The sequence below is a fragment of the Paenibacillus sp. NPDC057886 genome (assembly GCF_042796655.1).
Taxonomy (GTDB): domain Bacteria; phylum Bacillota; class Bacilli; order Paenibacillales; family Paenibacillaceae; genus Paenibacillus.
On sequence record NZ_JBHVMZ010000004.1, the window covers coordinates 385,560 to 412,524 of the forward strand.

Annotated in this window: 23 protein-coding genes; 7 read left to right on the forward strand and 16 right to left on the reverse strand. The window is 47.4% G+C overall.

Going from position 1 to position 26,965, the window contains the following annotated elements; translation table 11 throughout:
* Positions 1–382: 382 nt before the first annotated feature.
* The 3 genes from ACFVQB_RS15945 to ACFVQB_RS15955 all read right to left on the reverse strand — a co-directional run bounded on the left by ACFVQB_RS15945 (position 383) and on the right by ACFVQB_RS15955 (position 4,118).
* Positions 383–1,204 (reverse strand): carbon-nitrogen family hydrolase, encoded by an 822-nt coding sequence (locus ACFVQB_RS15945; protein WP_379440906.1) that lies wholly within the window; start codon positions 1,202–1,204, stop codon positions 383–385.
* A 48-nt stretch (positions 1,205–1,252) separates the two neighbouring features.
* A complete protein-coding gene (locus tag ACFVQB_RS15950) occupies positions 1,253–2,899 on the reverse strand; it encodes an ABC transporter substrate-binding protein (RefSeq protein ID WP_379440907.1) in 1,647 nt (548 codons plus the stop codon).
* A 202-nt stretch (positions 2,900–3,101) separates the two neighbouring features.
* On the reverse strand, positions 3,102–4,118 hold the full coding sequence (locus tag ACFVQB_RS15955; protein ID WP_379440908.1) for an ABC transporter substrate-binding protein: 1,017 nt from the start codon (positions 4,116–4,118) through the stop codon (positions 3,102–3,104).
* A gap of 260 nt (positions 4,119–4,378) precedes the next feature.
* Between ACFVQB_RS15955 and ACFVQB_RS15960 the strand changes: the two genes are divergently transcribed.
* The 7 genes from ACFVQB_RS15960 to ACFVQB_RS15990 all read left to right on the forward strand — a co-directional run bounded on the left by ACFVQB_RS15960 (position 4,379) and on the right by ACFVQB_RS15990 (position 11,843).
* Positions 4,379–5,587 (forward strand): pyridoxal phosphate-dependent aminotransferase, encoded by a 1,209-nt coding sequence (locus tag ACFVQB_RS15960; protein WP_379440909.1) that lies wholly within the window; start codon positions 4,379–4,381, stop codon positions 5,585–5,587.
* A gap of 361 nt (positions 5,588–5,948) precedes the next feature.
* The gene (gene proB, locus ACFVQB_RS15965) at positions 5,949–7,052 is read left to right on the forward strand and encodes a glutamate 5-kinase (RefSeq protein WP_379440910.1); all 1,104 of its coding nucleotides are present in this window, start codon (positions 5,949–5,951) and stop codon (positions 7,050–7,052) included.
* A gap of 96 nt (positions 7,053–7,148) precedes the next feature.
* The gene (locus tag ACFVQB_RS15970) at positions 7,149–8,396 is read left to right on the forward strand and encodes a glutamate-5-semialdehyde dehydrogenase (RefSeq protein ID WP_379441395.1); all 1,248 of its coding nucleotides are present in this window, start codon (positions 7,149–7,151) and stop codon (positions 8,394–8,396) included.
* Between the two features lie 36 nt (positions 8,397–8,432).
* Positions 8,433–9,293 (forward strand): pyrroline-5-carboxylate reductase, encoded by an 861-nt coding sequence (proC, locus tag ACFVQB_RS15975; RefSeq protein ID WP_076288972.1) that lies wholly within the window; start codon positions 8,433–8,435, stop codon positions 9,291–9,293.
* Complete coding sequence (locus tag ACFVQB_RS15980; RefSeq protein WP_379440911.1) at positions 9,290–10,513, forward strand: 2,3-diketo-5-methylthiopentyl-1-phosphate enolase; 1,224 nt, start codon at positions 9,290–9,292, stop codon at positions 10,511–10,513. The genes proC and ACFVQB_RS15980 overlap by 4 nt, the downstream gene beginning before the upstream one ends.
* A complete protein-coding gene (locus ACFVQB_RS15985) occupies positions 10,510–11,187 on the forward strand; it encodes a 2-hydroxy-3-keto-5-methylthiopentenyl-1-phosphate phosphatase (protein WP_379440912.1) in 678 nt (225 codons plus the stop codon). The genes ACFVQB_RS15980 and ACFVQB_RS15985 overlap by 4 nt, the downstream gene beginning before the upstream one ends.
* Before the next feature lie 2 nt (positions 11,188–11,189).
* A complete protein-coding gene (locus tag ACFVQB_RS15990) occupies positions 11,190–11,843 on the forward strand; it encodes a methylthioribulose 1-phosphate dehydratase (RefSeq protein ID WP_379440913.1) in 654 nt (217 codons plus the stop codon).
* Positions 11,844–12,051: 208 nt separating this feature from the next.
* On the opposite strand, the gene ACFVQB_RS15995 is transcribed toward ACFVQB_RS15990, so the two are convergent.
* From ACFVQB_RS15995 to dinG, 13 genes are all read right to left on the reverse strand, one after another.
* Positions 12,052–13,347 carry a multi-tm2 domain protein gene (locus ACFVQB_RS15995; protein ID WP_379440914.1) on the reverse strand — a complete coding sequence of 432 codons (1,296 nt, stop codon included), beginning with the start codon at positions 13,345–13,347 and terminating at the stop codon, positions 12,052–12,054.
* A gap of 37 nt (positions 13,348–13,384) precedes the next feature.
* Positions 13,385–13,837, reverse strand: coding sequence for a hypothetical protein (locus tag ACFVQB_RS16000; protein ID WP_379440915.1), 453 nt, complete (start codon positions 13,835–13,837; stop codon positions 13,385–13,387).
* Positions 13,827–14,492: an RNA polymerase sigma factor gene (locus ACFVQB_RS16005; protein WP_379440916.1), complete on the reverse strand. Its 666-nt coding sequence runs from the start codon at positions 14,490–14,492 to the stop codon at positions 13,827–13,829. The genes ACFVQB_RS16000 and ACFVQB_RS16005 overlap by 11 nt, the downstream gene beginning before the upstream one ends.
* A 104-nt stretch (positions 14,493–14,596) precedes the next feature.
* On the reverse strand, positions 14,597–15,301 hold the full coding sequence (locus tag ACFVQB_RS16010; RefSeq protein WP_090902502.1) for a DnaD domain-containing protein: 705 nt from the start codon (positions 15,299–15,301) through the stop codon (positions 14,597–14,599).
* 17 nt (positions 15,302–15,318) lie between these two features.
* Positions 15,319–16,614, reverse strand: coding sequence for an asparagine--tRNA ligase (gene asnS / locus ACFVQB_RS16015; RefSeq protein ID WP_379440917.1), 1,296 nt, complete (start codon positions 16,612–16,614; stop codon positions 15,319–15,321).
* Between the two features lie 102 nt (positions 16,615–16,716).
* A complete protein-coding gene (locus tag ACFVQB_RS16020) occupies positions 16,717–17,922 on the reverse strand; it encodes an acetate/propionate family kinase (RefSeq protein ID WP_076288965.1) in 1,206 nt (401 codons plus the stop codon).
* The gene (locus ACFVQB_RS16025) at positions 17,919–18,791 is read right to left on the reverse strand and encodes a 3-hydroxyacyl-CoA dehydrogenase family protein (RefSeq protein WP_379440918.1); all 873 of its coding nucleotides are present in this window, start codon (positions 18,789–18,791) and stop codon (positions 17,919–17,921) included. The genes ACFVQB_RS16020 and ACFVQB_RS16025 overlap by 4 nt, the downstream gene beginning before the upstream one ends.
* A 132-nt stretch (positions 18,792–18,923) precedes the next feature.
* Positions 18,924–20,426 carry an AAA family ATPase gene (locus ACFVQB_RS16030; protein ID WP_379440919.1) on the reverse strand — a complete coding sequence of 501 codons (1,503 nt, stop codon included), beginning with the start codon at positions 20,424–20,426 and terminating at the stop codon, positions 18,924–18,926.
* On the reverse strand, positions 20,419–20,946 hold the full coding sequence (locus tag ACFVQB_RS16035; RefSeq protein WP_063566800.1) for a hypothetical protein: 528 nt from the start codon (positions 20,944–20,946) through the stop codon (positions 20,419–20,421). Before ACFVQB_RS16035 ends, ACFVQB_RS16030 begins: the two co-directional genes overlap by 8 nt.
* A 302-nt stretch (positions 20,947–21,248) precedes the next feature.
* The gene (locus tag ACFVQB_RS16040; protein WP_379440920.1) at positions 21,249–21,779 is read right to left on the reverse strand and encodes a cell wall elongation regulator TseB-like domain-containing protein; all 531 of its coding nucleotides are present in this window, start codon (positions 21,777–21,779) and stop codon (positions 21,249–21,251) included.
* Positions 21,780–21,820: 41 nt separating this feature from the next.
* Entirely contained in the window at positions 21,821–23,125 is a 1,305-nt protein-coding gene (locus ACFVQB_RS16045; protein WP_379440921.1) for an amidohydrolase, read from the reverse strand.
* Positions 23,112–23,765 (reverse strand): redox-sensing transcriptional repressor Rex, encoded by a 654-nt coding sequence (locus ACFVQB_RS16050; protein ID WP_053780717.1) that lies wholly within the window; start codon positions 23,763–23,765, stop codon positions 23,112–23,114. The genes ACFVQB_RS16045 and ACFVQB_RS16050 overlap by 14 nt, the downstream gene beginning before the upstream one ends.
* Before the next feature lie 238 nt (positions 23,766–24,003).
* Entirely contained in the window at positions 24,004–26,865 is a 2,862-nt protein-coding gene (dinG, locus tag ACFVQB_RS16055; protein ID WP_379440922.1) for an ATP-dependent DNA helicase DinG, read from the reverse strand.
* Positions 26,866–26,965 lie beyond the last annotated feature (100 nt).

The window sequence follows — 26,965 nt, forward strand, 5'->3', positions numbered from 1 at the left end:
AAAGTTCTTACATGGTATTAGCAGTACATCATCGTTACAGCACAATGTTGCTAAATCATCATTGAATTGTTAACGTAAAACGTACATATGAGAATTTCAAGTTTGGCGGTTTATTTTCGCAAATTACGTTCACTTGTCAGCCTGTTCTGTTGATTCACAAGGCGGCCTTCTTCCTGAACAGATTGTTCAGGGGGTGATAGCCCTCCTGCCCCATTCTCTAAGAATGGCCTCAAGTGATCTAACCTAGTGTTTTCCTGTTCCAGTCTCCTGAGCGTATCTTTCACATGGTTGTCCATTGATTGATCATCCTCCTTGGTGACGGGATAGTTATCATTACCCGCCTCCCGGATGAATAAACACTTTATTGGAAAATTACAGATTTTTATTTGCTGCCAAAATAAATGCCAGGTCTGCGGTCTTCGAATACCGGAATACGGCCACGAACCTCATCCACAAGCGAAGGACGGATAACTCCGGTCACGATCTCTTCTCCTTCTCCGCCTTCAGCCACAATTTCACCCCAAGGATCAATAATGAGGGAATGCCCGAAAAATTCGGTGTCTCCGCTTTTCCCGACGCGATTGCAGGCAATAACGTACATCTGATTCTCGATGGCCCTTGCTGTAAGTAGTGTGCGCCAATGGTGCAAGCGCGGATTCGGCCATTCAGCGGGGACAATTAATGCTTTGGCTCCGTTCAAGGCAAGCGTTCGAGCAAGCTCAGGGAAACGGATATCGTAACAGATCGAAGCTCCAGCGGTAAGGCCGTTCTCCAATTCGAATAGTTCCGGTTCTGCACCAGGATGCAAATACTTCTCTTCATCCATCAGGCGGAACAAATGCAATTTATCGTAACGTGTCACCTGAGTTCCTTCACTATTATAGGCGTACATTGTATTGTAAATTTGGCCATCACGTTTCTCCGCAATGGAACCGCCAACGATGGAAATTCGATGTTTTTGGGCAAAAGCCGCAAGCCACTCTCTTGATTTCTGGCCCTCCGGGTCAGCAAGCTCATGAATTTGTTCCAAAGCATAGCCTGTATTCCACATCTCGGGCAGTACAGCCAATCCCAGATCGGGATACTGTTCTACCGCTCGTTCGAGCAAAGACTGCATATGTTTATGGTTGGCCTCAGGGTCTCCGAGCTGAATATCGCCCTGAATCAGGGCTACACGCATTTCCCCTTGTTGTTGTTCTGTCATAACCAGCACTCCTCTGAACCGTAATACCTGTAATCATAGCTTGATCATTCAAACATCTGCAACCTGTTTTCGTTCTGAACTCCTACATAATAACTTGGGCAGCAAAGTTAACAAACGGTTGCTAGTCAGTGCATCGCCCAAATTCCATGTTGTTTCCTCCACTCCGTACACTTGCCCCTTCTGCACGGCTGGAAGTGATCGCCAGTTTGGACTCTGCATCAACTTCTCTGTGGCCTGCCTTGCAATCATCTCCTCAGGGAGCAAGACAAATATATGGTCACCGGCATACTGACGAATCGCTTCTGACGAAATTTCCTTATACGCTCTGCCAGCCGCAAGCGCCTCCTTCACTTTCGTAACGGGTCTGAAGCCCATCGGATGATACAAGAGCGTGGCCAGGCCGATATTGCCCATGACAAACAATCGTGCCCCACGATGATATGTGAATACGGATGCTGTTTCCCCTGGTTCAACCGACATATGAATCTTCATCCACATCTTTTCCATACGTTCCTGATAGGAGGAGAGCCATTGTCCAGCCTCTGATTGCTTGCCAAACCAGCTTCCCACCCTGCAAATCCGATCTTCCAGCGTTGCGTGAGAATTGTATGCCAGTGTAGGTGCAATTCGGGAAAATTGCTCATATTGCTGTTCATTGGTGCTGTCGAAAATAATCAAGTCTGGTCTCATCCGGACTGCCTCTTCCACATTAACCGGGGCAACCGCATCATATGTCTGATCTCCTAATAAACCAATGCCCAGCACCTGCAAATCTCCACCGGAATCACCATAAAACATAATTCGCTCCGGCTGTGCCGGAATATTCACATCATGACCCAACCAATCCTGAACCAGTGTTTGTTGCTGAATAGATCGGTCATATTGACGAGGCGATAATCCAGTCATTTGACGAAAACGCCGGCTAAAATAATATTCATCCTTAAAGCCCACCCGGGTTGCAATATCTCGGAGTGGTTCATCGGATTTGCGCAGCCACTCCTTGGCATGTTTAATTCGTACATGGTTCACATAATCGAGCGGCCTATGGCCGGTTAATTGTCTGAACAGGGTTGTATATTGCACGGGGCGGATATCTGCAAGACGAGCCAGTTTCTGTACTGTGATTTCTTCAGCGTAATGGTCTTCTACATACTGAATTGTACTGTGTAGTCTCGATTCCATACTCTGCTCCGTTTTTGGTGAAGTGTACCGGGTGATGATCATCTCCATCCATCTCTGAAACTGTGCATTCAAATGGCTGTATTCGGCATCTGTTTGATAATCCCGAATGGCATACAATTGCTCCAACAGCCCGCTTAACAGGGCATAAGGATAGCCGTTCAATTGATTTCTATGTTCAAATACAGGGCGTGTATACTGCTCCGGATCTCCCGTCAACACATGAATAACATCAAAAGTTATCACCATATATTTCAATTTTAAATGGTTTCCATGTTCAATCTGGTACCCTTCACCCGGAGAAAGCGGGTAAACACATCCGGTGGTAAAGGGAAACTGTTCATATCCTATATATAAGCGACCTTCCCCTTCTTCGCAGATCAAGAATGTATGTTTGTCGCAAGTTACTTCCAGCATCACTTGTTCTGGTTGTTCAATTCGTTGTTCCAGATGATCCAGCCGAAACATGAATGCTGAAAAATAGAACGCTCCCGCAGCGGCATTCAAAGCCTGCATGTTGGTTCACCTCGTTCTTTAAATTGAGAATTATTATCATTCAATCTGTATGAACTGATTATAAGCGAGCTTTTGTCATTAATCCAGATCTGGCTGTAATCAGCAAAAAAAGAGCTTTCAACGAAATGTTGAAGGCTCTTTTTTAGTCGGCATTTTCGTTCTTAATCCAATACAATATTATGATTTATCAATCTATAAACGACTATTGAATCATCTGTTTCGGCAACTCTTTCAAAAGCCATTCTCTTGAAGTTGCATCACTTGAAGCCTTGACCAGATCAAAGCGATATACTTTTCCTTCTTTTACAGCGGGCAAGTTCTTCCAGATCGGGCTATCCAGCAATTCTTTGGTAGACTGCTTCGCATCATCCGTTACTGGATCAAGTATAAATACGCGATTACCCGCAATTTCCGGCAGCTTCTCAGTAGAAATCTCTGCAAAGCCCATTCCTTCATCTAATACTTTCTGAATTTCCGTGGTTGGCTTCATCCCATTGGCTCCATATAACAACTGTGGCAATCCTGCTCCAGCCATGACAAACAGACGATTACCAGGATACATGGTGAATACCGAAGCCGTTTCCCCTTCTTTCAGTCCATTCTCATGAAGCTGCTTCCACATCTCTTCCGTTGCTTTTTGATGGGCCGTGATCCAAGCTTCCGCTTCCGGCTTTTTGTTCAATAGATCGCCAAGAGTACGCATGCGGTCTTCCAGTGAGGCAAACGAATCAAAGGTAACCGTTGGCGCAACCTTAGAGATTTGATCATATTGTGCCTCATCGCTATTCGAGAAAATGATCAGATCAGGATTCAAGGTAAGCGCCTTTTCAACACTCATCGGGAAACCCACATCTTCCGCTTGGGCCACCTGATCATCATATACTGTTCCATCCTGACGAAGAATACCTACAGGTACAACGCCCAGCGCTAGCAGATCTCCTGTAACTTCACCATGATAAATTACACGCTTTGGCGTAACCGGAACTTCAACTTCATGGCCTGTCCAGTCCTTGAACATCCGGGTTTCACCCTCACTGTTATCCGCGGATGCCGTCTGTTCCTGCTTGGACCGATCCCCATCTGTCTGTGTTTCATTGACTGTTTTGGAATCATCCGTTCCGGCAGATGGAGTTGAAGCCTGATTTCCGCAAGCCAGCAGGAGAATGGACAACCATGTAACCGTCAATAATACTGCCGTATTTCGTATACCCTTTTTCATTTCTATTTCTCCCCCTAATAAGTGCTTCGTTCCTATTTATCGATGATATTGATTATCATTATCGAGTATTATCATAAAACAGGATTTCCCCTAATCTCAATGGACAAAACAAAATACCTCATTTCAGTTTTGTACAAAAACTCGAATATTGGCTCACTGCAAAGATTCATGAAGTGTTTTCCCCCTATACAGCTCGGGATTGACGTGATAAATTAATGAGTACTATATTGCCATCTTTAATAACCGGAGTGATGTATAGCATGACTAATCAGCCTAAAGCATCGGGTCGTTCAGCCTTTACCATACCTACATCCGATGTAATGACACAGCTTCCCACGCAATTTTTTGCTTCCCTAGTTCAAAATGTAAACCGCGAAATCGCAAGTGGTCACGACGTCATTAACTTGGGTCAGGGTAACCCGGATACACCGACACCGCCCCACATTGTTAAAACATTGCAGGAGTCGGCGGAAAACCCGCTCTATCACAAATATTCGCCTTTTAGCGGGCATGCTTTCCTGAAGGAAGCCATTGCGAAGCGTTACAAGGAAGATTACAACGTGGACCTGGATCCCGAAACGGAAGTTGCGATTTTGTTTGGCGGCAAAACGGGCTTGGTCCAGTTGCCCCAGGTATTGCTCAATCCCGGCGACGTCTGTCTCGTACCTGATCCAGGTTATCCGGATTATTGGTCCGGCGTAGCACTGGCAAAAGCGCACATGTCTTTTATGCCACTGCTGGAGTCCAATGCATTCCTGCCTGATTATGAAGCAGTCTCTACCGAGGATCGGGAAAAGGCCAAGCTGATGTTCCTGAACTATCCCAACAATCCAACCTCGGCAACGGCCCCGCTTTCCTTCTATGAAGATACGGTAGAGTTCGCCATTCAAAATAAAATCGTCGTAGCCAGTGACTTCGCGTATGGTGCAATTGGATTCGACGGACATCGTCCAGTGAGCTTTTTGCAGGCACCAGGTGCCAAAGAAGTGGGTATTGAGTTCTACACATTATCCAAAACGTACAATATGGCAGGCTGGCGTGTCGGATTTGCTCTGGGCAATGCGGACATCATCTCCAAAATCAATCTGCTGCAGGATCATATCTACGTGAGCCTCTTCGGAGGCATCCAGGCCGCTGCTGCGGCTGCACTGACATCATCCCAGGAATGTGTCACTTCACTGGTTGCACGTTATGAATCACGTCGCGATGCTTTCTATGATGCACTCTCATCCATCGGCTGGCAGGCCCCTAAACCGGGAGGCTCCTTCTTTAGCTGGCTGCCTGTACCTGCAGGCTTTACTTCTGCTTCCTTTGCTGACGTGTTACTGCGTGAAGCAAAGGTCGCGGTAGCACCGGGTATTGGTTTCGGTTCACATGGTGAGGGCTATGTACGCGCAGGACTGCTAAGTGATGAAGATCGATTAAGGGAAGCTGCGGAGCGGATTGGCAAGTTGAATTTATTCAAGTAATTTACAGGTGCATAACCCCTTTGCATCTGCCAAGTTTCCATGGTATGTTATAAGGAAATATTGAACGAAACGTGATGACGGGACCAGTACGAGAGGATCAGCCGCGCCCAGAGAGTAAATTCCATCGGGCTGCAAGAATTTACCGCGGCTTCTCTCCGAAACCTACCCCTGAGCGGCCTGTGATGCACAGGACAGTGCCTTCTGTTACAGGGCATGAAGCCGGATGATCCAATCATCAATAAAGGTGGTACCGCGGAAGTAACGAACTTTCGTCCTTTTTAACCAAAAGGGCGGGAGTTTTTTTTGTACCCAACGGTCTGCTTCAGGGTCAATCATTAATATTGTTTAAGGAAGTGAAAACATGACCTCACGTATTGTAGTTAAGATCGGAAGCAGTTCGCTTACTACGGAAGAAGGCGGGCTCGATCGAAGTGCCATTACTTTTTTTGCCGGAGAAATTGCTGCTTTGGCTGAACAAGGCCACGAGGTTCTTCTGGTCACTTCGGGAGCGGTAGCTGCCGGATTTCGGGAGATCGGTTACCCCCAGCGTCCCAAGCAGTTACATGAAAAACAAGCCGCAGCGGCTGTTGGGCAAGCATTGCTGATGCAGGCATATCAACAGGCTTTTGCAGCGCACCGCGTTACTACAGCACAAATTCTGCTCACCCGTACCGACTTTCACAGCCGGAAACGTATGGGCAACGCGGGCATGACCGTGGAAGAGCTGCTCAAGCAGCGCGTCATTCCGATCTTTAACGAGAATGATACTGTATCTGTCGATGAATTGAAGTTCGGAGATAACGATCTCCTGTCTGCTCTGGTAGCAAATCTGGTCAAGGCACAGCATCTGGTCATTCTTACAGATACCAACGGTCTGTACACGGCCGATCCACGAAAAGATCCATCTGCCGTGCGTTATGACCGCATCCCCGAAATTACGGCAGAAATTTACGCCTATGCTGGCGGTTCAGGATCATCCGTAGGTACCGGCGGTATGCGATCCAAGGTAGATGCAGCCAAAGTGGCAACGCGTGGAGGCGTGCCTGTCTTTGTGGGAAGTGTGAAGGAACCTGGAGATATGCAAAGAGCGGTTGATGGAACTGGAAAAGGAACGTATTTCGAGACTCGCCTTGCCGCTCTCTCTCGTAAAAAACAATGGCTTGGCTTCATGTCGACCCCGCTCGGTACCGTCGTTGTGGATAATGGTGCCGAAGAAGCACTGGTCCATGGTGGTCATAGTCTCCTGCCTGTAGGCGTCAAACGCGTGCTGGGTACCTTCCATGCCGGAGATGTTGTAGAGGTACTGGGTATGGATGAATCCTTACTCGGTCGTGGTATCGTCAATTATGATGATGACCAGCTACGGCTCATCGCAGGACTGCCAAGTGGCGAAGTGATGAAGCAGTTGAACAGTATCCATCGACTTGAGGTTATTCACCGGGACGAGTGGATTACGTTAAAATAGAACAACTATAATACTACCGAGTGTACTACTCAGGTTCATATGATATAGCCATTAAATAATCTTTTGTTTCCAATTAATATATGGGAGGAATTTATGATGAGTGAAGTCAGAGAAAAAGCGAGCAAGGCCCAAGCCGTGGTTCCGCAGCTGAATCGACTGAGCACAGAACAAAAAAATAACGCCCTGCTGGTCATGGCGGACGCATTGATTGCGCAAGCGGATTCCATTATTGCAGCAAACGCTGACGATCTGGAACGTGGCAGACAGCAAGGCACGCCAGAATCGATGCTGGATCGCCTCGCTTTGAATAAGGAGCGTATCGCCGGTATCGCTGAAGGATTGCGTCAGATCGTGGAGTTGCAGGACCCTGTAGGCGAAGTGCTGGAGACATTTACTCGTCCGAACGGATTGCATGTTGAAAAACTGAGAGTGCCGATTGGTCTGATCGGCATCATCTACGAGGCCCGCCCAAATGTTACAGTGGATGCAGCCGGACTATGCCTCAAAACAGGCAACGCTGTACTGCTGCGAGGCGGCTCCTCTGCCCTCTCCTCCAATCGCAAAATTGTGGAGGTACTCCATCAGGCACTGGCAACAACGGATATGCCAGCTGATGCCTTGCAGCTTGTCGAGGATGCAGACCGCTCTTCCGTGGACGAAATGCTCAAGTTGAACGGACTGCTGGACGTCATCATACCACGCGGCGGAGCCTCACTAATCCGCAATGTGGTCGCCAATGCAACAGTGCCTGTGATCGAAACCGGCGCAGGTATCTGTCATACCTATGTGGATGAATCTGCCGATCCGGTCATGGCAGCGGAGATTGCTGTTAATGCCAAGGCACAGCGTCCATCCGTGTGCAACTCCATGGAAACTCTGTTGCTGCACGCCGTTTACGCCGAGGAGCATCTGCCGACACTGGCTGAACAACTCCGTGAGGCGAACGTCCTGTTGAAGGGGTGTGACACGGTTCGCCGTCTCGTTCCCTCTGCCCTGCCTGTGACGGAAGAAGATTATGCGACAGAGTACAATGATTATATTTTAAATATTCGTGTAGTTCAGAACCTGGATGAAGCGATGGAGCATATCGCACGTTATGGCACGAAGCATTCAGAGTGTATCGTCACCAAGGATACCAGCAATGCAGAACGTTTTTTACATGATGTAGATGCGGCTGCTGTATACCATAATGCTTCTACTCGTTTCACAGACGGATTTGAATTCGGTTATGGAGCCGAAATTGGGATCAGCACCCAGAAGCTGCATGCTCGTGGACCTATGGGTCTGCCTGCATTAACGTCAACCAAATACCGTATCACTGGAAATGGACAAATCCGGCAATAATATCGCAGCTACAGTTATATAGGAGGAACGATAAATATGAGTCAAGAACAACAGACGTTATTACAACAGAAGATTACTTTTCACGGAGCAGGTGCGATGGCTGAAGCCATCGTGCGCGGATTAATTTCCCGCCTTGTCGTACGTCCTCAGGATATTACGATGCTGAACCGCAGCAACCAGAAACGTCAGGAGGAGCTCAGCACCCGTTATGCCGTACATACCGGAACTGCTGCACAATCGCTGGATCATCTCGCCGCTTCTCCGGTTATTGTACTCTGTATGAAACCGAAGGATGCTGCCGCAGCGCTGCGTGAACTTGGGCCGCTCCTGTCGCCTGATCAATTAATCGTTTCGGTTATTGCCGGATTGTCGATCCGTACGATGCAATCCCTACTGGGACGCAAGCAACCGATCGCCCGCACCATGCCAAATACATCTAGTACAATCGGACTTGGCGCAACCGGACTTGCCTTCTCTGAAGAGATTACGGATGAACAGCGCAGTACAGTCATGACGATGTTCGAAGCTGTTGGAATCGTGACCATCGTGCCTGAAGATAAACTCGAAGTCCTCACAGGTATTTCCGGAAGTGGTCCGGCTTATGTATACTATTTGATGGAGGCCATGATTGCCGCAGGTATTCGTGGCGGCTTGTCCAGCCAGCAATCCCGCGATCTGACTGTTCAAACCGTACTGGGTGCTTCACGCATGGTGCAACAGACTGGCTTGGAACCAATGAAACTTCGTAGTGATGTAACCTCCCCGGGAGGCGCAACCCAGGCAGCACTAAAAACGCTGGACGAGGGAGATTTCTTTGAAAATGTAATCGCAGCCGTCAACCGCTGTGCAGAGCGCTCACGGGAGATGGGAGCTGCTTTGGAAGGAGATTTAAAATGAATAATATGTGCACAGCCACATATCGTCTGCATGATGATCGTGCAGACTTCCGCAAGAAGGCTGAGTCCATTGCTGTCGGCATGACTGTTGGCAGTTGGACTGAATTACCTCTGGCCAAGCGTGAGGCGATGCAGAAACATCTGGGTGAAGTGATCAGCGTTGAGGTGCATGAAGCTGAGGGCATGGCCCCAGGTGAGCGTTACGCTGATATTACCATCGGTTATCCAGATGTAAATTTCAGCCGTGATATTCCTGCCCTGCTCGTGACGGTATTTGGCAAAATCTCAATGGATGGACGCATCAAACTGACACGGCTTGGATTCTCGGATAATTTCCTCCGTGCATTCCCCGGTCCCAAGTTTGGACTGAACGGTGTTCGTGATCTGCTAGGTGTACATGATCGTCCATTGTTAATGAGTATCTTTAAATCAGTCATTGGACTGGATGCAGACGAATTGAGGGAACAGTTTATTCGCCAAGCTCTTGGTGGAGTAGACTTGATTAAAGACGATGAAATTCTGTTTGAGAACAAACTGACTCCGATTGAGAAAAGAGTCGAGGTCTGCATGAAAGCTGCGGAACAGGCACGCAAGGAGACAGGCAAAAAACTTCTTTATGCCGCGAATTTGACTGGACCTACTTCACGTCTGAAACAACAGGCTGAACGCGCGATAGATGCAGGAGCAAATGCGCTGTTGTTCAATGTCTTGTCCTACGGATATGACGTGCTGCACGAACTTAGCAGTGATCCGGACATCAATGTGCCGATCATGGCTCACCCTGCACTTGCAGGTGCACTATATCCTTCACCACACTATGGTATCTCGGCTTCCGTCCTGCTGGGTCAGCTGATGCGACTTGCCGGAGCGGATCTGGTTCTCTTCCCTTCCCCTTACGGATCAGTGACAATGCCAAAGGAAGAGAATATGGCCATTACAGAACAATTGCTATCACCTGAGCTTCCGGTCAGAACCAGCATGCCTGTGCCTTCGGCTGGTATACATCCGGGGCTTGTACCGCTTATTCTGCGTGACTTCGGCACCGATGTCATCGTTAATGCCGGTGGAGGCATTCATGGACATCCCATGGGCACTGAGGCAGGCGGACGGGCATTCTTGCAGGCTATCGAGGCAGCCCAGCGTTCCATTCCACTGGCAGAATATGCAGTCGAACATCTCGAGCTGAAAAGTGCACTGGATCTGTGGGGTGACGAACGATGAGAAGTGATAAAAAAACGGTCATTTTCTGTGATTTTGATGGCACGATCACCCTTTCGGACAATATAGTAGCGATTATGAAACATTTTAAACCTGAAGGTATTGAATCGATTATGAAAGACACGATTGAACAGCGAATTTCGCTCCGCGAAGGTGTGGGAGCGATGTTCGATCTGTTGCCTTCTTCGCAGAAAGATGAGATTGTGGAATTTGTACTTGGGCAAGCTGGCATCCGAGAAGGGTTCAGCGAATTTCTTGCATACGTGCGGGACGAAGGTATTGAATTCAATGTCACCAGCGGCGGAATGGACTTTTTTATCGAGCCTTTGCTCGCTCCATTCGATATTCCACAGGATCACGTTTATTGCAACGGGGCAGATTTCACAGATGAGTTCATCCGTATTGAATGGCCTAATCCGTGTCAGCCTCCTTGTGAGAACGGCTGCGGCATGTGTAAAACGACGGTTATTCGTACATTCCCGGAAGAACAATATAATCGTATCCTCATTGGCGACAGCCTCACGGATTTTGAAGGCGCCAAAATCGCTGATCTTGTCTACTCCCGTTCCATCCTGACGGATAAGTGTATAGAGCTGGGTGTGGATCATGTCCCATTCACAACCTTCTACGATATTATGGAAGATATGAAACAGAAGCAAACACAAGGAGTGCTGTAAAGATGGGTTTTGAAAAGATTACATTGGAACATAAACGCCAGGTCCTCGAAGAACTGGCTGATATCAAAGCGCTGTTTGCCAGCCGGAACTGGTTCCCTGGTACAAGTGGCAACCTGTCGATGCGTGTGGGCGACTTCGACCCGGAGCAGTTCTACTTTGCGGTTACTGCATCAGGGAAAGACAAATCTCTCCGTACACCGGAAGACTTTCTGTTTGTGGACAAGCATGGTAAGGCCATTGAGAGCACAACCCTGAAACCGAGCGCTGAAACGTTGATTCACTGCGAAATCTATCGTTTAACCGGCTGCGGTGCCGTGTTCCATGTGCATACCGTATTTAACAACCTGATCAGTGAGTTCTTTGGAGCAGATGGACACGTACCGATTCAAGGCATCGAATTGATCAAGGCTTTCAACATCTGGGAAGAAAATGCGGAGATTCGTGTACCGGTTCTGCCTAACTTCGCAGATATTCCATCCATCGCTGAATTGGTGCCAGGTGTACTTGACGCCAATGTACCGGGAATTTTGCTGCGTAATCACGGTATTTATGCCTGGGGCAAGGATGCTTTCGAAGCGAAACGTCACCTGGAAGCGTTCGAGTTCCTGTTCGAAGTGATGTACCGTCAACTTCTGCTGAAGGGTGCTACCAAATAGAAATTATTCATTCGAAATCAAAGCGGAAAAACCAAAAACACGCCAAGGCTGATATACATAGCCCTCGGCGTGTTTTTATGTTTGGGGAATTCCTTGTTTTCTATGATTTCTTTGTTCCATTTGGAAAAGGGAATCGATAAAATCTGAGGATAACAGCGATTGGAAGGTTGTTCTGTCATCGTAGTGTCAGTGTAACTGTTCTTTAGTTCTACAGTCGATCATCCCGATCCTTGAACAAAAAGAGACTGTCTGCTCCCTCATCATTTCGATGAACTGTACTATGGATACCCGTCCCCCTCTGCTTGCCAAACAACAGCTTCAGACCGCCAAAAATGAGCAGCAAGGACACAATCACGGTGTTCACATACGAACGAATCTCGTACGTCATAAAGGCATCCGGGAACATCTCATTCAGCTGTGGAATGACCAAGCGGATAAACAGATAGTACAGTCCCAATGCAGCAATTCCGAATCCTATCAGGCGCTGGTGACGAGCCCAATCCTTGAAAATGGGTTGATCTGTCAACGGTTCACGGCCATACCGGCTTGAACACTGAAGTCCATCAAAGAAGCTGTAGAACCAAATCAACGGAATCATGAACAGGAACACCGATAAATGAAGCAGGTCCAGAATGTAGATGCTGCCGAGAAAGAGGAACATGAGTTGCATGCCTCTTTTTTGCAGTCCCAGATACAGATGACCCGCACCCGGAAAGGCTGATAACAAGGTTGCCAGCACTTTGCTGCGCCGTCCAGATGCCCTGCCCATCTCCAGCTCCTCGAACAACGTTCGATCCTGCAATATCTCACCAGCCTGCTTGCGATGCACGTGCTGGACGGCATCAAACATGCAGTATACCCAAATGACAGGCAGAATGAGCAAGAACATCAGAAATACGGATTCATTCGTAATGGAAGCTACAAAAACCATCATGGCAAATGAACCGAAGAACGCGATCAGGAACGATAATCCGCGATGTAACAGTCCGAGATGAAGGTGTCCCAGACCTGGAACAAAGGAAAGTAAAATCGTAAAAAACCGTTCGCTTTCACTACCTTTCCGATAGAGCGGTTGACCGTAACCCCCTTCGGGGCCACCATACTCAGCGCCCTGATGCTGATGTATTCCCTCCTGGTCCATCTCCATCTGTCCCAGATGACCTTCCTGACCAGCGTATGCTCCCTGATATGCCGTCCCCTGAGGCGGTCCACTGTAATGTGCGCCATATCCATGGTATCGGGCATCATTAGGAGATGGGGCACGCAGCAGAACGATAATCATATCCAGCATGCTGACACACCAGAAGAATATGGCTCCCAAGGCCCCAAGAATCATTAATTCCCTCTCACTCACCAGAATTGCCAGCATAAACGAACCAACAGCTGTCCCAAAAAAGAGTAATGGATAGATTACCGCTCTGGCAGGCCGACCCCAATAGAGAAAACCCAGACCCGGAATCAGGTTTAATAGAAATGCAAGTAATTTGTTACGATCTGATTGCACAGTCGTCATCCTTTCTTTTCAGGCAATGCGAAACAATTTATGGTCCAGGCTTGAAGTGATCCAGCCATGAAGTGGCTGCCTCCGTCCATTTTTCCGTAAATGACCCCCTGTGATCACCTTCCTGGAACTTATGATAAGGCGCTACCTTGTCAAACAGTCCCGAGGAGAGGAAGATTAACGTTAGACAAGCCGCTACGGCATAATGAAACACTTTGTGATCCAGCCAGAGACGTCTTCGTCCAGAACGCGATTTGCGCTTTGGCTTGGAGGATTGCATTTCCGTAATTTGATTCATGACCGAATCGGCGAAGCCTACCGGGTCCTTCAGTTGTGGCAACTCCCGATGAATGCCGAGTGCTTCGAGATAGTTGTCCATCGCTTCCGGAACGTCCATAAGCATCTGTTCCATCATACTTGCCTGGTTTGCAGTCATTCGGCCTTCAATATAATCAGTCCATTCCTGGACGGTATACATCCTTTTATTCCTCACGCCACTCATCCTCCTTCCAATGATTTCGAATCCACTGCCGGGCACGATACAGACGGGACTCCACGGTTTTTACTGCCACCTGTGCATCACGGGCAATCTGCTCATAATTTTTTTCGCTTAAGTAATACGCAGTAATAATGTCCCTGTGCTGGGCAGGCAGCTGATTGATTCGCTCGCGTAACTTTTCCTGACGTTCCTCACGCACGAGGCGGGCAAGAACATCTTCTTCACGACCGGGCATGTTCATTATTTTTTCTTCTCCGCCCAGATCCTCAGCGCTTCGTCTGCCCAGCTTGCGTTTAGCATCAATTGCTTTGTGAAAGGCAATTCGGGTTAACCACGTTTTGAATCCTTCGGATCGGTAATCGGGGAGAGATTTAACCATCTGAATGAACGCCTCCTGCGCTGCATCCTGTGCATCCTGATCGTTCCGCAATACGGAGTAGGCCACATGGTATACATGCTGGCTGTACTTTTCAATCAACAAGCGCATCTGGGATGTATCGCCTTGACGGATTTGTTCGATTAAGCGCGCTTCATCAATGACTCTCCCCTCCTCTCCACTACAATAGACGACAACTTGTTTGTTGACCCCTGCGTATTCATTCATTTTTTTTATAAAAAGGTTACACATTGCCTGAAAAGTCAGTTCCACTGGGAACTTAACGTCTCTATAATCTAAAAAAACAGGCTCAGAATATCTTCTGGCCTGTTTTTGATTTATTCTGAATGAAATTGTTGCTTAATCTAACATTAATGTTAACGTCCACCGTTACGAAACCGTTGTGTATATGCCTTGGCGTCCTGCACATTCTTCACGCGGTTACGGCTCCATTCAAGCAGAATTCGGTCTATATAGCGGAAATGGACTTTACCAGCAAACACCGCTTCCTTCAATGCCATGAGAATCAATTCCTCCTGATAGCGATCCTGATCCAGCCAACCGGATATGGTCTCGCATTCCATCGGGGAAAGCGGGCGGCCAAACTCTTTTTCAAAAATAGAGAACATATTTCGTTCTTCCTCTTCTTTTTGAACACTGTTCGAATCCGGGCGCAATGCATTACTGTCCAGCTGCTGCTTACGAGCAACGGCCATATCCTCTGCTGTACATCCTGCCAGCTTGGCATACAATCCATGCAGATCATAACGTTCATACTGAATGTCACGCTCTTCATCCCGATGCTCGTCAATGTGAATGTACCCGTCTCTCATAAGACGTTGCAGCATTCTGGCGATGCCTTCAGGAGCAAGACCCATACGGGTAGCTAGCTCTTCAAGCGTTGGGAACTCATTGAATTCGACTTGTCGGAATCCAAACAATTGAATCAGCAGAAGTACCTCTGCATCACTTAACCCCAGCTGATGATAATAGCGCAGTAAAGCATATGGGAGCTGCGCTGTCCCTGATGCCATACCGTAAGCTGCTCCATTCAACCAGGCTTTGGAGCCGGTTTCTTCCATGGACTCGCGGTTAAGCATTAAGGGTACAGACGATAGAGCATACGTGGGAATGCAATCGTCTCACGTACGTGATCCAATCCACAGATCCATGCTACCGTCCGCTCCAATCCCAGACCGAAGCCGGAGTGAGGAACCGATCCGTATTTACGTAAGTCCAGATACCACTGATATGCCTCTTCCGACAACTGATGCTCATCAAAGCGCTGCTGCATCAGTTCCGGATCATCAATACGCTGGGAACCACCAATGATCTCTCCGTATCCTTCTGGTGCGATCATATCTGCACAGAGGACCACTTCAGGACGATTTGGATCGGGTTTCATGTAGAATGCCTTGATTCCAGCCGGATAATGTGTGATAAAGACAGGAGTATTATATTTCTCGGCAATCGCCGTTTCATGCGGAGCACCGAAGTCTTCTCCCCAAGGTATATCGAAGCCTTGTCCATTCAGGAACTCAATCGCTTCATCATAAGTAATGCGCGGGAATGGAGCTACAATGTTTTCAAGCTTGGACACATCACGTCCGATGGACTCCAGTTCAGCACGGCAGTTTTTCAAAACCGTTTGAACCACGTGCGCAATAAACTTCTCTTGCACTCGCAGGCTTTCCTCGTGATCCACAAACGCCATTTCCGGCTCAATCATCCAGAACTCGATCAGGTGACGACGTGTTTTGGATTTCTCGGCACGGAACGTAGGACCGAAGGAGTACACTTTGCCCAGCGCCATTGCCGCAGCTTCCATATACAACTGTCCACTTTGTGTCAGATAGGCATCTTCATCAAAGTATTTGATGTGGAACAAGTTCGTCGTTCCTTCAGCAGAGGAAGGTGTAAGAATCGGAGGATCAACCTGTGTGAATCCGTTACCATCAAAGAACTGCTGAACAGCGCGGATGATCTCCGCACGAATGACCATAATCGCACGTTGTTTTGTCGAACGCAGCCACAGATGGCGATGATCCATCAGGAAGTCTACCCCATGCTCTTTCGGAGTGATTGGATAGTTTTCAGTCAGATGGATAATTTCCACGCCAGTAACCGTCATCTCATAACCAGACGCACTACGTGGTTCTTCGCGGATAATACCTGTTACATACAATGAACTTTCTTGAGTCAAGCTCTTCGCAGCATTCCAGATATCTTCGCTGACTTCACTCTTAACCACTACCCCTTGAATATATCCGGTTCCATCACGCAGTTGCAAAAATTGAATTTTGCCGCTGGAACGTTTGTTGTTAATCCAGGCGCCGATCTTAACAGTCTCGCCCACATGCTCACTCACATTACGAATTACACAATCCGTACTCATGCCCATATCTCTCCTTGGAATCCTGAATTTGAAAATGCAGCGGGCAGGCATATGCCTGTCCCCTGCACTTCCTTGTCATGCTATATTCACTTTACAATTAGATTACAGAGAATTCAATACGATTCGGTGTGTATCTCTTGCAATCACCAATTCTTCGTTCGTAGGAACTACGAGAACGTCCACTTTGGAATTCGCTGTTGTGATGCGGCGTGGTTCCCCAGAGCGAATTGCATTCAGCGCTTCATCCAGTTCAACACCCAGGTACGTGAGTTGCTCACATACTTTTTGGCGAAGAACAACGGAGTTTTCACCTACACCAGCCGTAAATACGATCACGTCTACACCGTTCATTGCTGCTGCATAAGAACCGATGTATTTACGCAAACGATATTCGTACATCTCGAATGCAAGCGTGGAGTTAGCATCGCCAGCCTCCATACCTTCCGTGATTTCACGCATGTCGCTGCTGATGCCAGAGATTGCAAGAAGTCCACTATGTTTGTTTAACATGGAGTTTACTTCGCTCACGCTCAGTTCTTCCTTGTTCATAACATAAGGTACAATTGCCGGATCCAGGTCACCACTACGTGTTCCCATCATCAATCCTTCGAGTGGAGTCATGCCCATGGACGTGTCCACGGATACGCCGCCCTGTACAGCCGTTACGCTACCACCATTACCAACGTGGCATGTGATGATCTTCAGATCTTCCAATGGACGATCCAGATATTCAGCTGCTGCCTTGCTTACGTAATCATGGGAAGTACCATGTGCTCCATAACGACGTACTTTATACTTTTTGTAAAGCACACGTGGAATGGCGTACAGATATGCTTTTTCCGGCATCGTTTGATGGAAAGCCGTATCAAAGACCATTACCTGTGGTACCCCTGGCATATTGGATTCAGCCGCACGAATACCCATCATTGCTGCAGGGTTATGCAGTGGAGCCAGATCGAACAGACGGCGAATTTCTGCTTTGGAAGCATCATCAACCAATGCTGATTCTTTAAATGCTTCACCACCGTGAACCACACGATGTCCAACAGCCTGAATTTCATCAACGGAACCAAGCACACCGTTTTCTTTGTCTGTCAGGATGTCAATAACTTTACGAATCGCTGTAGTATGTTCGAGAATTTCGCTAACTTCCGTAACATCCTCACGGCCCGTTGGTTTGTGCGTCAGAATGGAAGAGTCCATGCCGATCCGCTCTACCAGACCTTTTGCCAATACGGATTCATCCGTCATGTTATACAATTGATATTTGAGCGAGGAACTCCCCGCATTAATTACGAGTACTTTCACAGCCGGTCACCATCCTTGTCGTACTTGAAGAATCCTTCGCCTGTTTTGACACCCAGGTGTCCTGCACGCACCATTTTCTTCAGGACTGTAGAAGGACGATATTTCAATTCACCGAATTCACGGAACATTCTTTCGAGTGCAGCTTCTACCGAATCCAATCCGAAACGGTCTGCCATCTCAAGCGGTCCGTGCTGGAAATTGTATCCGATACGCATAGCGTCATCAATATCTTCAGCGGAAGCGACACCTTCCTGCAGTACATGCAGCGCTTCGTTGATCAGAAGACAGATCAGTCTGGACGTAACAAATCCAGGCGATTCATAGATCATAACGCCTTTTTTGTCCGCGACTTCTTCCACAAAACGTCTAGTTTCTGCAAATGTGGTATCAGATGTTTTCAGACCACGAATAATCTCTACAAGATCAACCCGGGAAACCGGGTGAATAAAGTGCATACCAATAACACGCTCTGGGTATTTGGTCGAGCTTGCAAGCTCAGTCAAACTCAGCGTGGATGTATTACTTGCAAGAATTACATTGCTTGGGCAAACTTGGTCAAGTTGGCTAAATACCGCTTTTTTCGCGTCAAGATCTTCAGAAATAGTCTCAATAACCATATCGCAAGTTCCGAGTTCAGCCAAATGAGCAACTTTGGTAATACGGGAGAGAATCAATTTCTTCTCAGCCTTCGTAATGGCCCATTTCTCCAGTTGTTTATCGAGGTTAGCCTCAATCATGTTGTATGCATGATCCAGCTTCTCCGTTGTATGCTCCACCAGAAGCACATCAAGTCCTTTGGCTGCAAGCATCTGGGAAATACCTTGCCCCATCGTGCCGCCGCCGACAACTCCTATCTTTTTGAAAAACATGGTTCTGCTCCATCCTTTCGGTCTCTATTTCTCTATTGTACCCTGTTCGCCGAAAATTACAAATTTCGACCCAACATATAATAATATCTTAGCACGACTGAAATGTAAAAAAAAATAACCGACATAAATAAATTATGCCGGTAGAAGGGCGCTGTCACGAAATTGACAACGAAATTGATCGCCAGACAACACTTCTTCCCTGAGCAACGTGTCGAGGGAATTGTCGAAAATTGTCCGCTGTTCTTCGAGCAATCGTTTGGTCTGTTCCATCAGGTCTTGCAGGATCAATTTGTTCTCCCGCATCAATTCTTCCGTAGTTACCATATCCATGTTAACAATACCCAACGTTGTGAGTCCGGAAGCCATCATCGTCTGTACCACATTTGTTGCTTGTTCAAAGTCATTGCGTGATCCTGTACTGCGTCCACCGTAATACATTTCCTCCGCTGCTGCACCTCCGAGGGCAATCATGATCTGCTCTTCCAGGAAGCGCTTCGTGTACAGAAATTGCTCTTGTTGCGGGTTATGACGTACATATCCCAAGGCCTGTCCACGAGGGCTAAGAGCAACCTGACTTACACTGCCAGGACGAACCAGTTCAGCCATGATGGCATGTCCCAATTCATGAATAGCGACTCTTTTCTTCTCTTCCACGCTCGATTCGCGGTCTGTCTTCTCACCCATCATTACTTTATCAATCGCAAGGGACAGATGACGCTGTTCAATGTTGAGCAGCCCGTCTCTCATCGCGTAAATTGCAGCTTCGTTCATCACGCTTTCCAGCTGTGCCCCAGAGAATCCATAAGATTCTTCTGCTGTCTTCTCAAGGCTGACCCCTTCCATAAGAGGCTTATTGATTGCATGCAGCTCCAGTATGTGCTTTCTGCCTTTCTTATCCGGCAAGTCTACCTGAATATGACGGTCAAAACGTCCTGGACGTGTCAATGCGCTGTCGAGCATTTCTTTTCGGTTCGTAGCAGCGATCACGAGTATGCGCGGTGTGTCGGAAGAGTATATGCCATCCATTTCCGTCAACAGCTGATTCAGCGTCTGATCATATTCACGCTGTTGTCCACCTTCCCGTTTTCCACCGATCACATCAATTTCATCGATAAATATAATGGCATTTTCCTTATTTTCTTTAGCGGCACGTGTTCTTGCATCACGGAACAAATCCCGTATTCTGCCTGCACCTACACCAACATACATCTCAACAAACTCACTGCCTGAAGCAGCTACAAAAACAGAATCCGTATAATGAGCAGCAGCTTTGGCCATCAAGGTTTTACCTGTTCCTGGAGGGCCAGTGAGCAGAATACCTTTCAAAGGACGGATACCAAATTTCTGAATTTCCTCATGCCGAATGAGAAAATCAAGCGCTTCCCTCAGTTCCTGCTTGGCACTTTCCTGACCACCGATTTCTTCAAAAGTCAGCTTGGAAGGTCCTTTTTTCTTGCGTTTTCGTTCCTGACCTGCTCCAACCGTAATTCCACCACGCATTTGCATCATGAGCAGCAGAGCTCCCACAAGCATTGCAGCGATCAGAACGGGAATCATGTTTACACCGATAAAAGCAAGAAAGATAATCAATACGGGTACAAATCCAATGGCAATTTCTTTCGTCCATTTAGGCATTAGGCCACACTCCTATCTGACCGGGCACACGCGGCAAAATAATAAACTTGCTGGCATCTCCATCTCTGAGACTGACATAAACATTATTGTCATCCATGGCTGTATTTACCTTGATCCCATTTGTAGCCATTTTAGATAAGGTCGGTGTAATCTCGGTGTATTGCTTGTTCTCCATCGCCTGAGCTACGGTAAACATGGCACTTCCCCACCAGCTCTCTAGCGCTTCGTTGGAATGATCCACGACATCCAGTTTCAACGAACGAGTGCCAATCAAGGTCTGTCCTTCTTTGTGAATATATTGTACCAACCTGCCCAGATCAACATCCGGTTGCAAATCGAGTTTCAACTGTACATCATTGCGGTTAATAGTTAATTGAACATCATTGACTCCATCGTACTGGGTAACCATCTTTTCAATTGGGCTTTGCACAGCCACATGACGATACACAAACCAACCTCCAAACAACACAACGGCTGAAATGACGGCAGTCAGAGCAATAGGCAATACTTTTATCTTCAAGTGAGTTACCCCTCCTAAATTTTGTCCCATCCTATAACTTGTAGGCAAGAATATGAATATGGTACGTAATGTCCTGTGATGTGCCTAACAGGATTTATTTGTGCATGATGTATCCTTGAATACATATTTGAGTATATCACATCGTATATACAATATCTAAGGCGAAAATATGAATAAATTATTAATTTTAACTATTCAAATCCAAAACGATCAAGAAAATACGTCAAAGAACCGGTCCAGTCGGGTTTCCGTCTGCCGGTTCTTTAATGTATTCTTTTCAAACAATAATACGTCTGCTCATGCTAGCTATTCGGAATCGTATAGACCAGGTCAACCTGTTCCCCGTTACTGAAGCGGTAAAACCGATAATAGTTGTGAGTATCATCGTTATAATACACTTGCCATACATAGATTCCATTCACAACGCCTGGCATGATTCGCTTGATCTCCCCACCTGGAACTTCAGAGCTGAACCGATTTCGAATCTGCGCTTCATTCATGCCGTTCTTCAACAGTTCACCGTGCACCGCATTGGTTCCCGTCACAGGTTTGTTATTCTCATCAAACTTAATCCATACCATGACATCCTGGTTATCCTTATCTTTGCCGATCAGGGTCCAGTATATGTTGTCTCCGCCGTCTTTCTGCCCCCAGACATACTTACGCAGCTCTTCGTGGGACGTAATCCCCAGCTGTTCCTGGGCTGCCTGTATGGCCAACGCCTCTTCCTTGCGTTGATCCTGGGTAACATAGACATAATAACGCTGAAGTCCAAACAGAATCAGAACCAGGAGCAGCAGCGAAATCCATATCCACTTCTTTTTTTTCTTCAAAAGCCGAACTTCCTTTCCCTATGACGTTGCTGTCCTTGTAATTAACGGGCAAGCAGACTGTCAAATGCCAGTTGAGACTCACGCAGAATACGCTCTTCATCCATTGTAAGACATTCGCCATGTTTAACCACTTGTTTTCCATCCACCCACACATGCTCCACATCTTTGGCCGATGCCGAGTAGACCGTATGGGAAATCAGATCCGTATGCGGATAGAAATGGGCTTGCTCGATGTTCAACGCGATGAAGTCAGCCTTCATGCCTGCTTGCAATGCGCCTGCATTGTTCAGGAATATGGATTTGGCACCATACGAAGTTCCAAGCAGAAGCGCTTCCCCTGCCGGCACTGCGGTAGGGTCACCAGACACACCTTTGTGAATCAACGCAGCCAGTCTCATTTCTTCAAACATATCCAGGTTATTGTTACTTGCTGGTCCGTCTGTTCCCAGGGACACGGTCACGCCTGCTTTCAGCAGATCAGGTACACGTGCAACACCCGAAGCCAATTTCAGGTTACTGCCTGGATTGTGGGAAACTGCTACATCATGCCGTGCGAGAATTTCAATCTCCTCATCATTCAGATGTACCGCATGCGCAACCAGAGATGGACGGGAGAAAAATCCTAGCTTCTCCAGATGTGCGACCGGACGCAGTCCGTAATCAGCCACATTCTGCTCCACTTCGCGAAGCGTCTCAGACATATGTGTATGCAAAGGCAGATTCAGGTCATGAGCAACCTGTACCAGCTTCTCTATGTAATCCGGAGGGCAAGTGTAAGGCGCGTGTGGGGAGATTACGGTTGTAATTCTTCCGTCTGCTTGTCCATTCCATTGACGGGCAAATGCTGCGGATTCTTCCAGCTTGCGCAGTTGTTCTTCTTCTGAACAAAGTCCGATTACCCCACGTGCCAGAGCAGCCCGAACGCCGGATTGTTCCACCACTTTCGCTACCTGATCCATATGATCATACATATCCAGGAAAGCTGTTGTTCCGCCCTTCAACATTTCAAGCACGGATAGGGATGTGCCCCAATATACGTCCTCAGACGTCATTTTGGCTTCCATTGGCCACATTTTCTCCTGCAACCATACTTGTAACGCCAGATCGTCTCCGTGGCCTCTCAGAAGCGACATGGCCGCGTGACCATGCGTATTGATCAGACCCGGCAAGAAGAACAGTCCTTTTCCGTCCACCTTTGTCAGACTTTCGTCTCCTTCCGGCAAAGTCTCACCAATATGCACAATCTTGTCATTCTCGACAACCATAAAACCTTGAACCACGTTCCACTCCGTACCCTCACTCACGGCAAATTTGCCGTTGTGAATTACCCATCTATTTGTCGTCATCTTCCTCGTCGTCCTTTCCATTCTCCAAGTAATAAGCCAGGCTAAGCAGATCCGTCGTAAAATCGGCATGATGAATGCGAATATGCGGCGGGGTCTTCAGGATCGTTGGCGCAAAATTCAGGATTGCTTCAATTCCTGACTCAATCAGCTGATCTGCAACATTTTGGGCTTCCGTATCCGGAACCGTGATAATACCTATACGAATGTTATCCTTTTTGACCGAATCCGTTAATTCATTCATCGGCTGCACCGTCAGACTGTTGATTTGGCTCCCAATCTTCGGACCGTAGGCATCAAATACAGCGACGATCTTCATGTTGTCTTTGAGGTAGGCATTGTAATTGGACAAGGCATGTCCCAAATTACCTGCTCCGACAAGAGCCACATTAATCTGCTGGTCTATTTTCAAAATATGACGGATTTTCTCGATGAGATATGAAACGTCATACCCGATCCCTTTACGACCAAAGTCACCAAAGTAAGCCAAGTCTTTACGAATCTGGGCCGGATTCAAATCCAGCCTCAGTCCAAGTTCTTGTGAAGAAACCGTATTGACTTCGCGCTGATGCAATTCATTCAAATAACGCAAGTAAACAGGCAATCTACGCACCACGGCTTCCGAAATTTTATCTGATTTCATATATTGCTCCCCCTTACCAAGGCCACGATAGATAGATGAAAAGATGAGCATCCTGTCTAAAACGATGCAAAATGATTAGTAAATCAAACAGGATGCTCCTTGTTATATATTGGATAATTGCTTAAATTACTTATTTAATGGCTTTACTAGCATATCCATGAAACGAATGGAGGATATTACTCAATTTTACCGCCAATCAGTAGCGTCTTGCAATAATGCAAGCTACAGAGGGTATCTGTTATTGTTGTTCTTCGGTCGGTCTCTCGAGCCATTCCGAAATGCGTGGAACCATCTGCTCTGTGAGCATGTGCTCCATCTTGGGACCAGGTAATGAATATAAAAAGTACTTGCCATAATACGCTTCAATAACGCGTGTATCGTATACAATCACAATGCCTCTGTCTTTGCCTGTACGAACCAGTCTGCCAAATCCCTGTTTGAAACGTATGACGGCTTGTGGCACTGACAGCTTCATAAACGGGTTTTTCTTCTGCTGCTGCAAAAGCTCGCTCTTCGCTTCGACTAATGGATGATTCGGTGGCTGAAACGGCAGTCTGACAATCGCAAGACAGGTCAGAGCCTCTCCAGGAATGTCCACCCCTTCCCAGAAGCTGCTTGTGCCAAGAAGCACCGTCGCTTTTGCATCCTGGAAGCGCCGTGTAAGCTTGGAACGGCTGCCGCTGTCCACCCCTTGCCCCAGCAAAGAGATATCATTGCCTGACAAGGCCTCCTTGAGCGGGTCATAGACCTGGCGCAGCATGCGGTAGGAAGTGAACAACACCATCATGCGTCCACGAGTCGCGATAGCCGTTTCCGCGAGCGAGTGCACGAGCATATCCACAAAGTGGGCATCGCCTACACTGCCCTTCACGCTTGGGAAATCACGCGGAATGACGAGCAGAGCCTGTTCGCGATAATTGAACGGTGACGGTAGCATAGACGTTAACAGACGGTTATTCTCGGCAGCTTCCTGCAAGCCCAGCTGTTCGATCATGAATTGAAATGACTTGTCAACGGAGAGCGTAGCCGATGTAAGCACAACGCTTTTCTTTTTATCAAAGAACATATCCTTCAATTGTGCACTGACATCGACAGGAACAGCATAGAGTTGCAGTGATTTACTGCGGAACTGGCCGCTAGCCTCCATCCAGTACACGGTATTGGCATCATCCATCCGCATGAAGAAACGCAGATTATCCTTGATCGTTGCCAAATCCTTGAGCAGACCTGAAATATCCGTAATCAGACTATCGGACTGATAATCATCCTGATCTTCTTTCACTTCAAGCAGCAGCTTGTCGCCTTTACGAATCAAATCGCCTAGGGTTACATAGATTTGGTTCTCAACATCCTGCAATTCCTGCCATTTGGCTGGTTTTTGCGAAGGCTTCAGTCGAAGAGAGAATTGTCCTGTCTCGCCTGGAGAAGCATCGCTGCGTTCAGGCAGCAGGCCAAACAAGGTATCGCTTAGTCGATCCCATATCTCCTTGACTTCGACCGCAAGCGGGAACATCTGATCAATCATGGAGCCCCACTGTACCGAATTTTCATGACCCGACAATTGAGAACGAAGCATAGGCAGTTGGCCATTACGGCTATCTTTAAACAGTCGGGTCAGTGTATGAACCAACGTGAAATATTTCATATGAAGACCAAGATGTTTACCTGCTACATCCTCCAGATGATGTGCTTCATCGATGACGAGACTTTCGTAGGCCGGCAGCAATTGATGTGCTGCTTTGACATCCGTAAACAATTTCGAATGATTCGTAATGACGATATCGGACAGCCCGGCTTCATGTTTGGCCCGATGATAGAAACATTTGCGGAACCAAGGACAGGAGCGTCCAAGACAGGATTCAGACTCGCTCTGTACCGTCTCCCAGAAGTCTCCTCCACGCCCGCTTAGATTAAGCTCCTCGTCGTCTCCAGTCTCCGTCTGAGTAAGCCAGACAATCATCTGAGCCGCTGTAAAATAATCCTCTTTGGGTGTAGCAAATTCACGTTTATTGATTTTATGCTCAAACTTACGCAGACACAGATAGTGCCCACGTCCTTTGAACACCGCTGCCTTGAACGGAAACGGAACCACTTGGGTCAGCATAGGAATATCCCGCTCTCTCAATTGCTCCTGCAGGTTGATGGTATGTGTGCTGACCATGACTTTCTGTTCCTGTTTCACACTTTCATAGATGGCAGGCAGCAAATAACCAAGTGATTTGCCTGTACCTGTTCCAGCTTCAATCAATAGATGTTTCTCTTCATCCAAAGCTTGTCGTACACTGCTGAACATCTGAGTTTGCGCCTCACGCTCCTCATAATGGTCCAGTGTCTCCTTCAGGTTATCTCTAACCTGATCCATAAACTGCTCAAAACTTACACCTTCCAGCGGATTACCCTCACGCTCATCACGAGGTGAGCCTATATCGGTCCAGTCACTCACGTTCAGGGCGAGCTGGCGGTAATACGTATGACCATCCAGATCCTGAATTGGCTCTGCTTCCTTCTCAGTACGCATTCCGTCGAAGAACCAACCCAAGTCACTGTCTTCCGGGGCAAACAGGTCACTGAGGCGCTGAATCGTGATCAGAGGCAATGCACGCAGCTCATCTAGACACTTCAGCAAGACAAAAGCTGTCGCAAGTGCATCACTGTCAGCCTGATGAGGGCGGTCATGCTGAAATCCGAATTCTGAAGACACATAACCGAGTTGATAAGAGCCCAGTGACGGAAACGTGATCTTCAGGAAATCAATCGTATCCAGAATCCGTCCGGTAAACGGCAGGTAACCGCAGCGATCGAGTGCATTTTGAAGAAAATGAAAATCAAAAGCAACGTTGTGCCCAACAAGAACAACATCGTCAAGCAGCGGAACCATCTCCATCATCATCTCTTCCAATGAGGGAGCATCCGCCACATCTTCATCAGTAATACCGGTTAACCCCGTAATAAACGGAGGAATCGGTACACCTGGGTTCACATAAGAACTATATATTTGAGTTATGCTGTAGTCATGATCTATGATGGCAAGTCCGGCCTGTATAATCTCACCGTCGGACTGCGTGCCGGTTGTTTCGAAATCCAATACGGCAAATTTCATTGCAATGTACGGTCCCTTCCATTCCAGTCTATGTTACAGCATAGCAAAAAAAAGGGCATTTGAAAATTAACTGACAAAAAAAGCGGTGTCCCCGCCGCTA

Excerpts from the sequence above, each read along its gene's own strand:
- ACFVQB_RS15990 (WP_379440913.1), top strand. The coding sequence starts at position 11,190 with ATGGGTTTTGAAAAGATTACATTGGAACATAAACGCCAGGTCCTCGAA.
- dinG (WP_379440922.1), bottom strand. The coding sequence starts at position 26,865 with ATGAAATTTGCCGTATTGGATTTCGAAACAACCGGCACGCAGTCCGAC.
- ACFVQB_RS15980 (WP_379440911.1), top strand. The coding sequence starts at position 9,290 with ATGAATAATATGTGCACAGCCACATATCGTCTGCATGATGATCGTGCA.
- ACFVQB_RS16025 (WP_379440918.1), bottom strand. The coding sequence starts at position 18,791 with ATGTTTTTCAAAAAGATAGGAGTTGTCGGCGGCGGCACGATGGGGCAA.
- ACFVQB_RS16050 (WP_053780717.1), bottom strand. The coding sequence starts at position 23,765 with ATGAAATCAGATAAAATTTCGGAAGCCGTGGTGCGTAGATTGCCTGTT.
- ACFVQB_RS15985 (WP_379440912.1), top strand. The coding sequence starts at position 10,510 with ATGAGAAGTGATAAAAAAACGGTCATTTTCTGTGATTTTGATGGCACG.
- ACFVQB_RS15950 (WP_379440907.1), bottom strand. The coding sequence starts at position 2,899 with ATGCAGGCTTTGAATGCCGCTGCGGGAGCGTTCTATTTTTCAGCATTC.
- ACFVQB_RS16010 (WP_090902502.1), bottom strand. The coding sequence starts at position 15,301 with ATGGAAGAAACCGGCTCCAAAGCCTGGTTGAATGGAGCAGCTTACGGT.
- ACFVQB_RS15945 (WP_379440906.1), bottom strand. The coding sequence starts at position 1,204 with ATGACAGAACAACAACAAGGGGAAATGCGTGTAGCCCTGATTCAGGGC.
- ACFVQB_RS16030 (WP_379440919.1), bottom strand. The coding sequence starts at position 20,426 with ATGCCTAAATGGACGAAAGAAATTGCCATTGGATTTGTACCCGTATTG.
- ACFVQB_RS15955 (WP_379440908.1), bottom strand. The coding sequence starts at position 4,118 with ATGAAAAAGGGTATACGAAATACGGCAGTATTATTGACGGTTACATGG.
- proB (WP_379440910.1), top strand. The coding sequence starts at position 5,949 with ATGACCTCACGTATTGTAGTTAAGATCGGAAGCAGTTCGCTTACTACG.
- ACFVQB_RS16045 (WP_379440921.1), bottom strand. The coding sequence starts at position 23,125 with ATGACGACAAATAGATGGGTAATTCACAACGGCAAATTTGCCGTGAGT.
- asnS (WP_379440917.1), bottom strand. The coding sequence starts at position 16,614 with ATGAGTACGGATTGTGTAATTCGTAATGTGAGTGAGCATGTGGGCGAG.
- proC (WP_076288972.1), top strand. The coding sequence starts at position 8,433 with ATGAGTCAAGAACAACAGACGTTATTACAACAGAAGATTACTTTTCAC.
- ACFVQB_RS15960 (WP_379440909.1), top strand. The coding sequence starts at position 4,379 with ATGACTAATCAGCCTAAAGCATCGGGTCGTTCAGCCTTTACCATACCT.
- ACFVQB_RS15970 (WP_379441395.1), top strand. The coding sequence starts at position 7,149 with ATGAGTGAAGTCAGAGAAAAAGCGAGCAAGGCCCAAGCCGTGGTTCCG.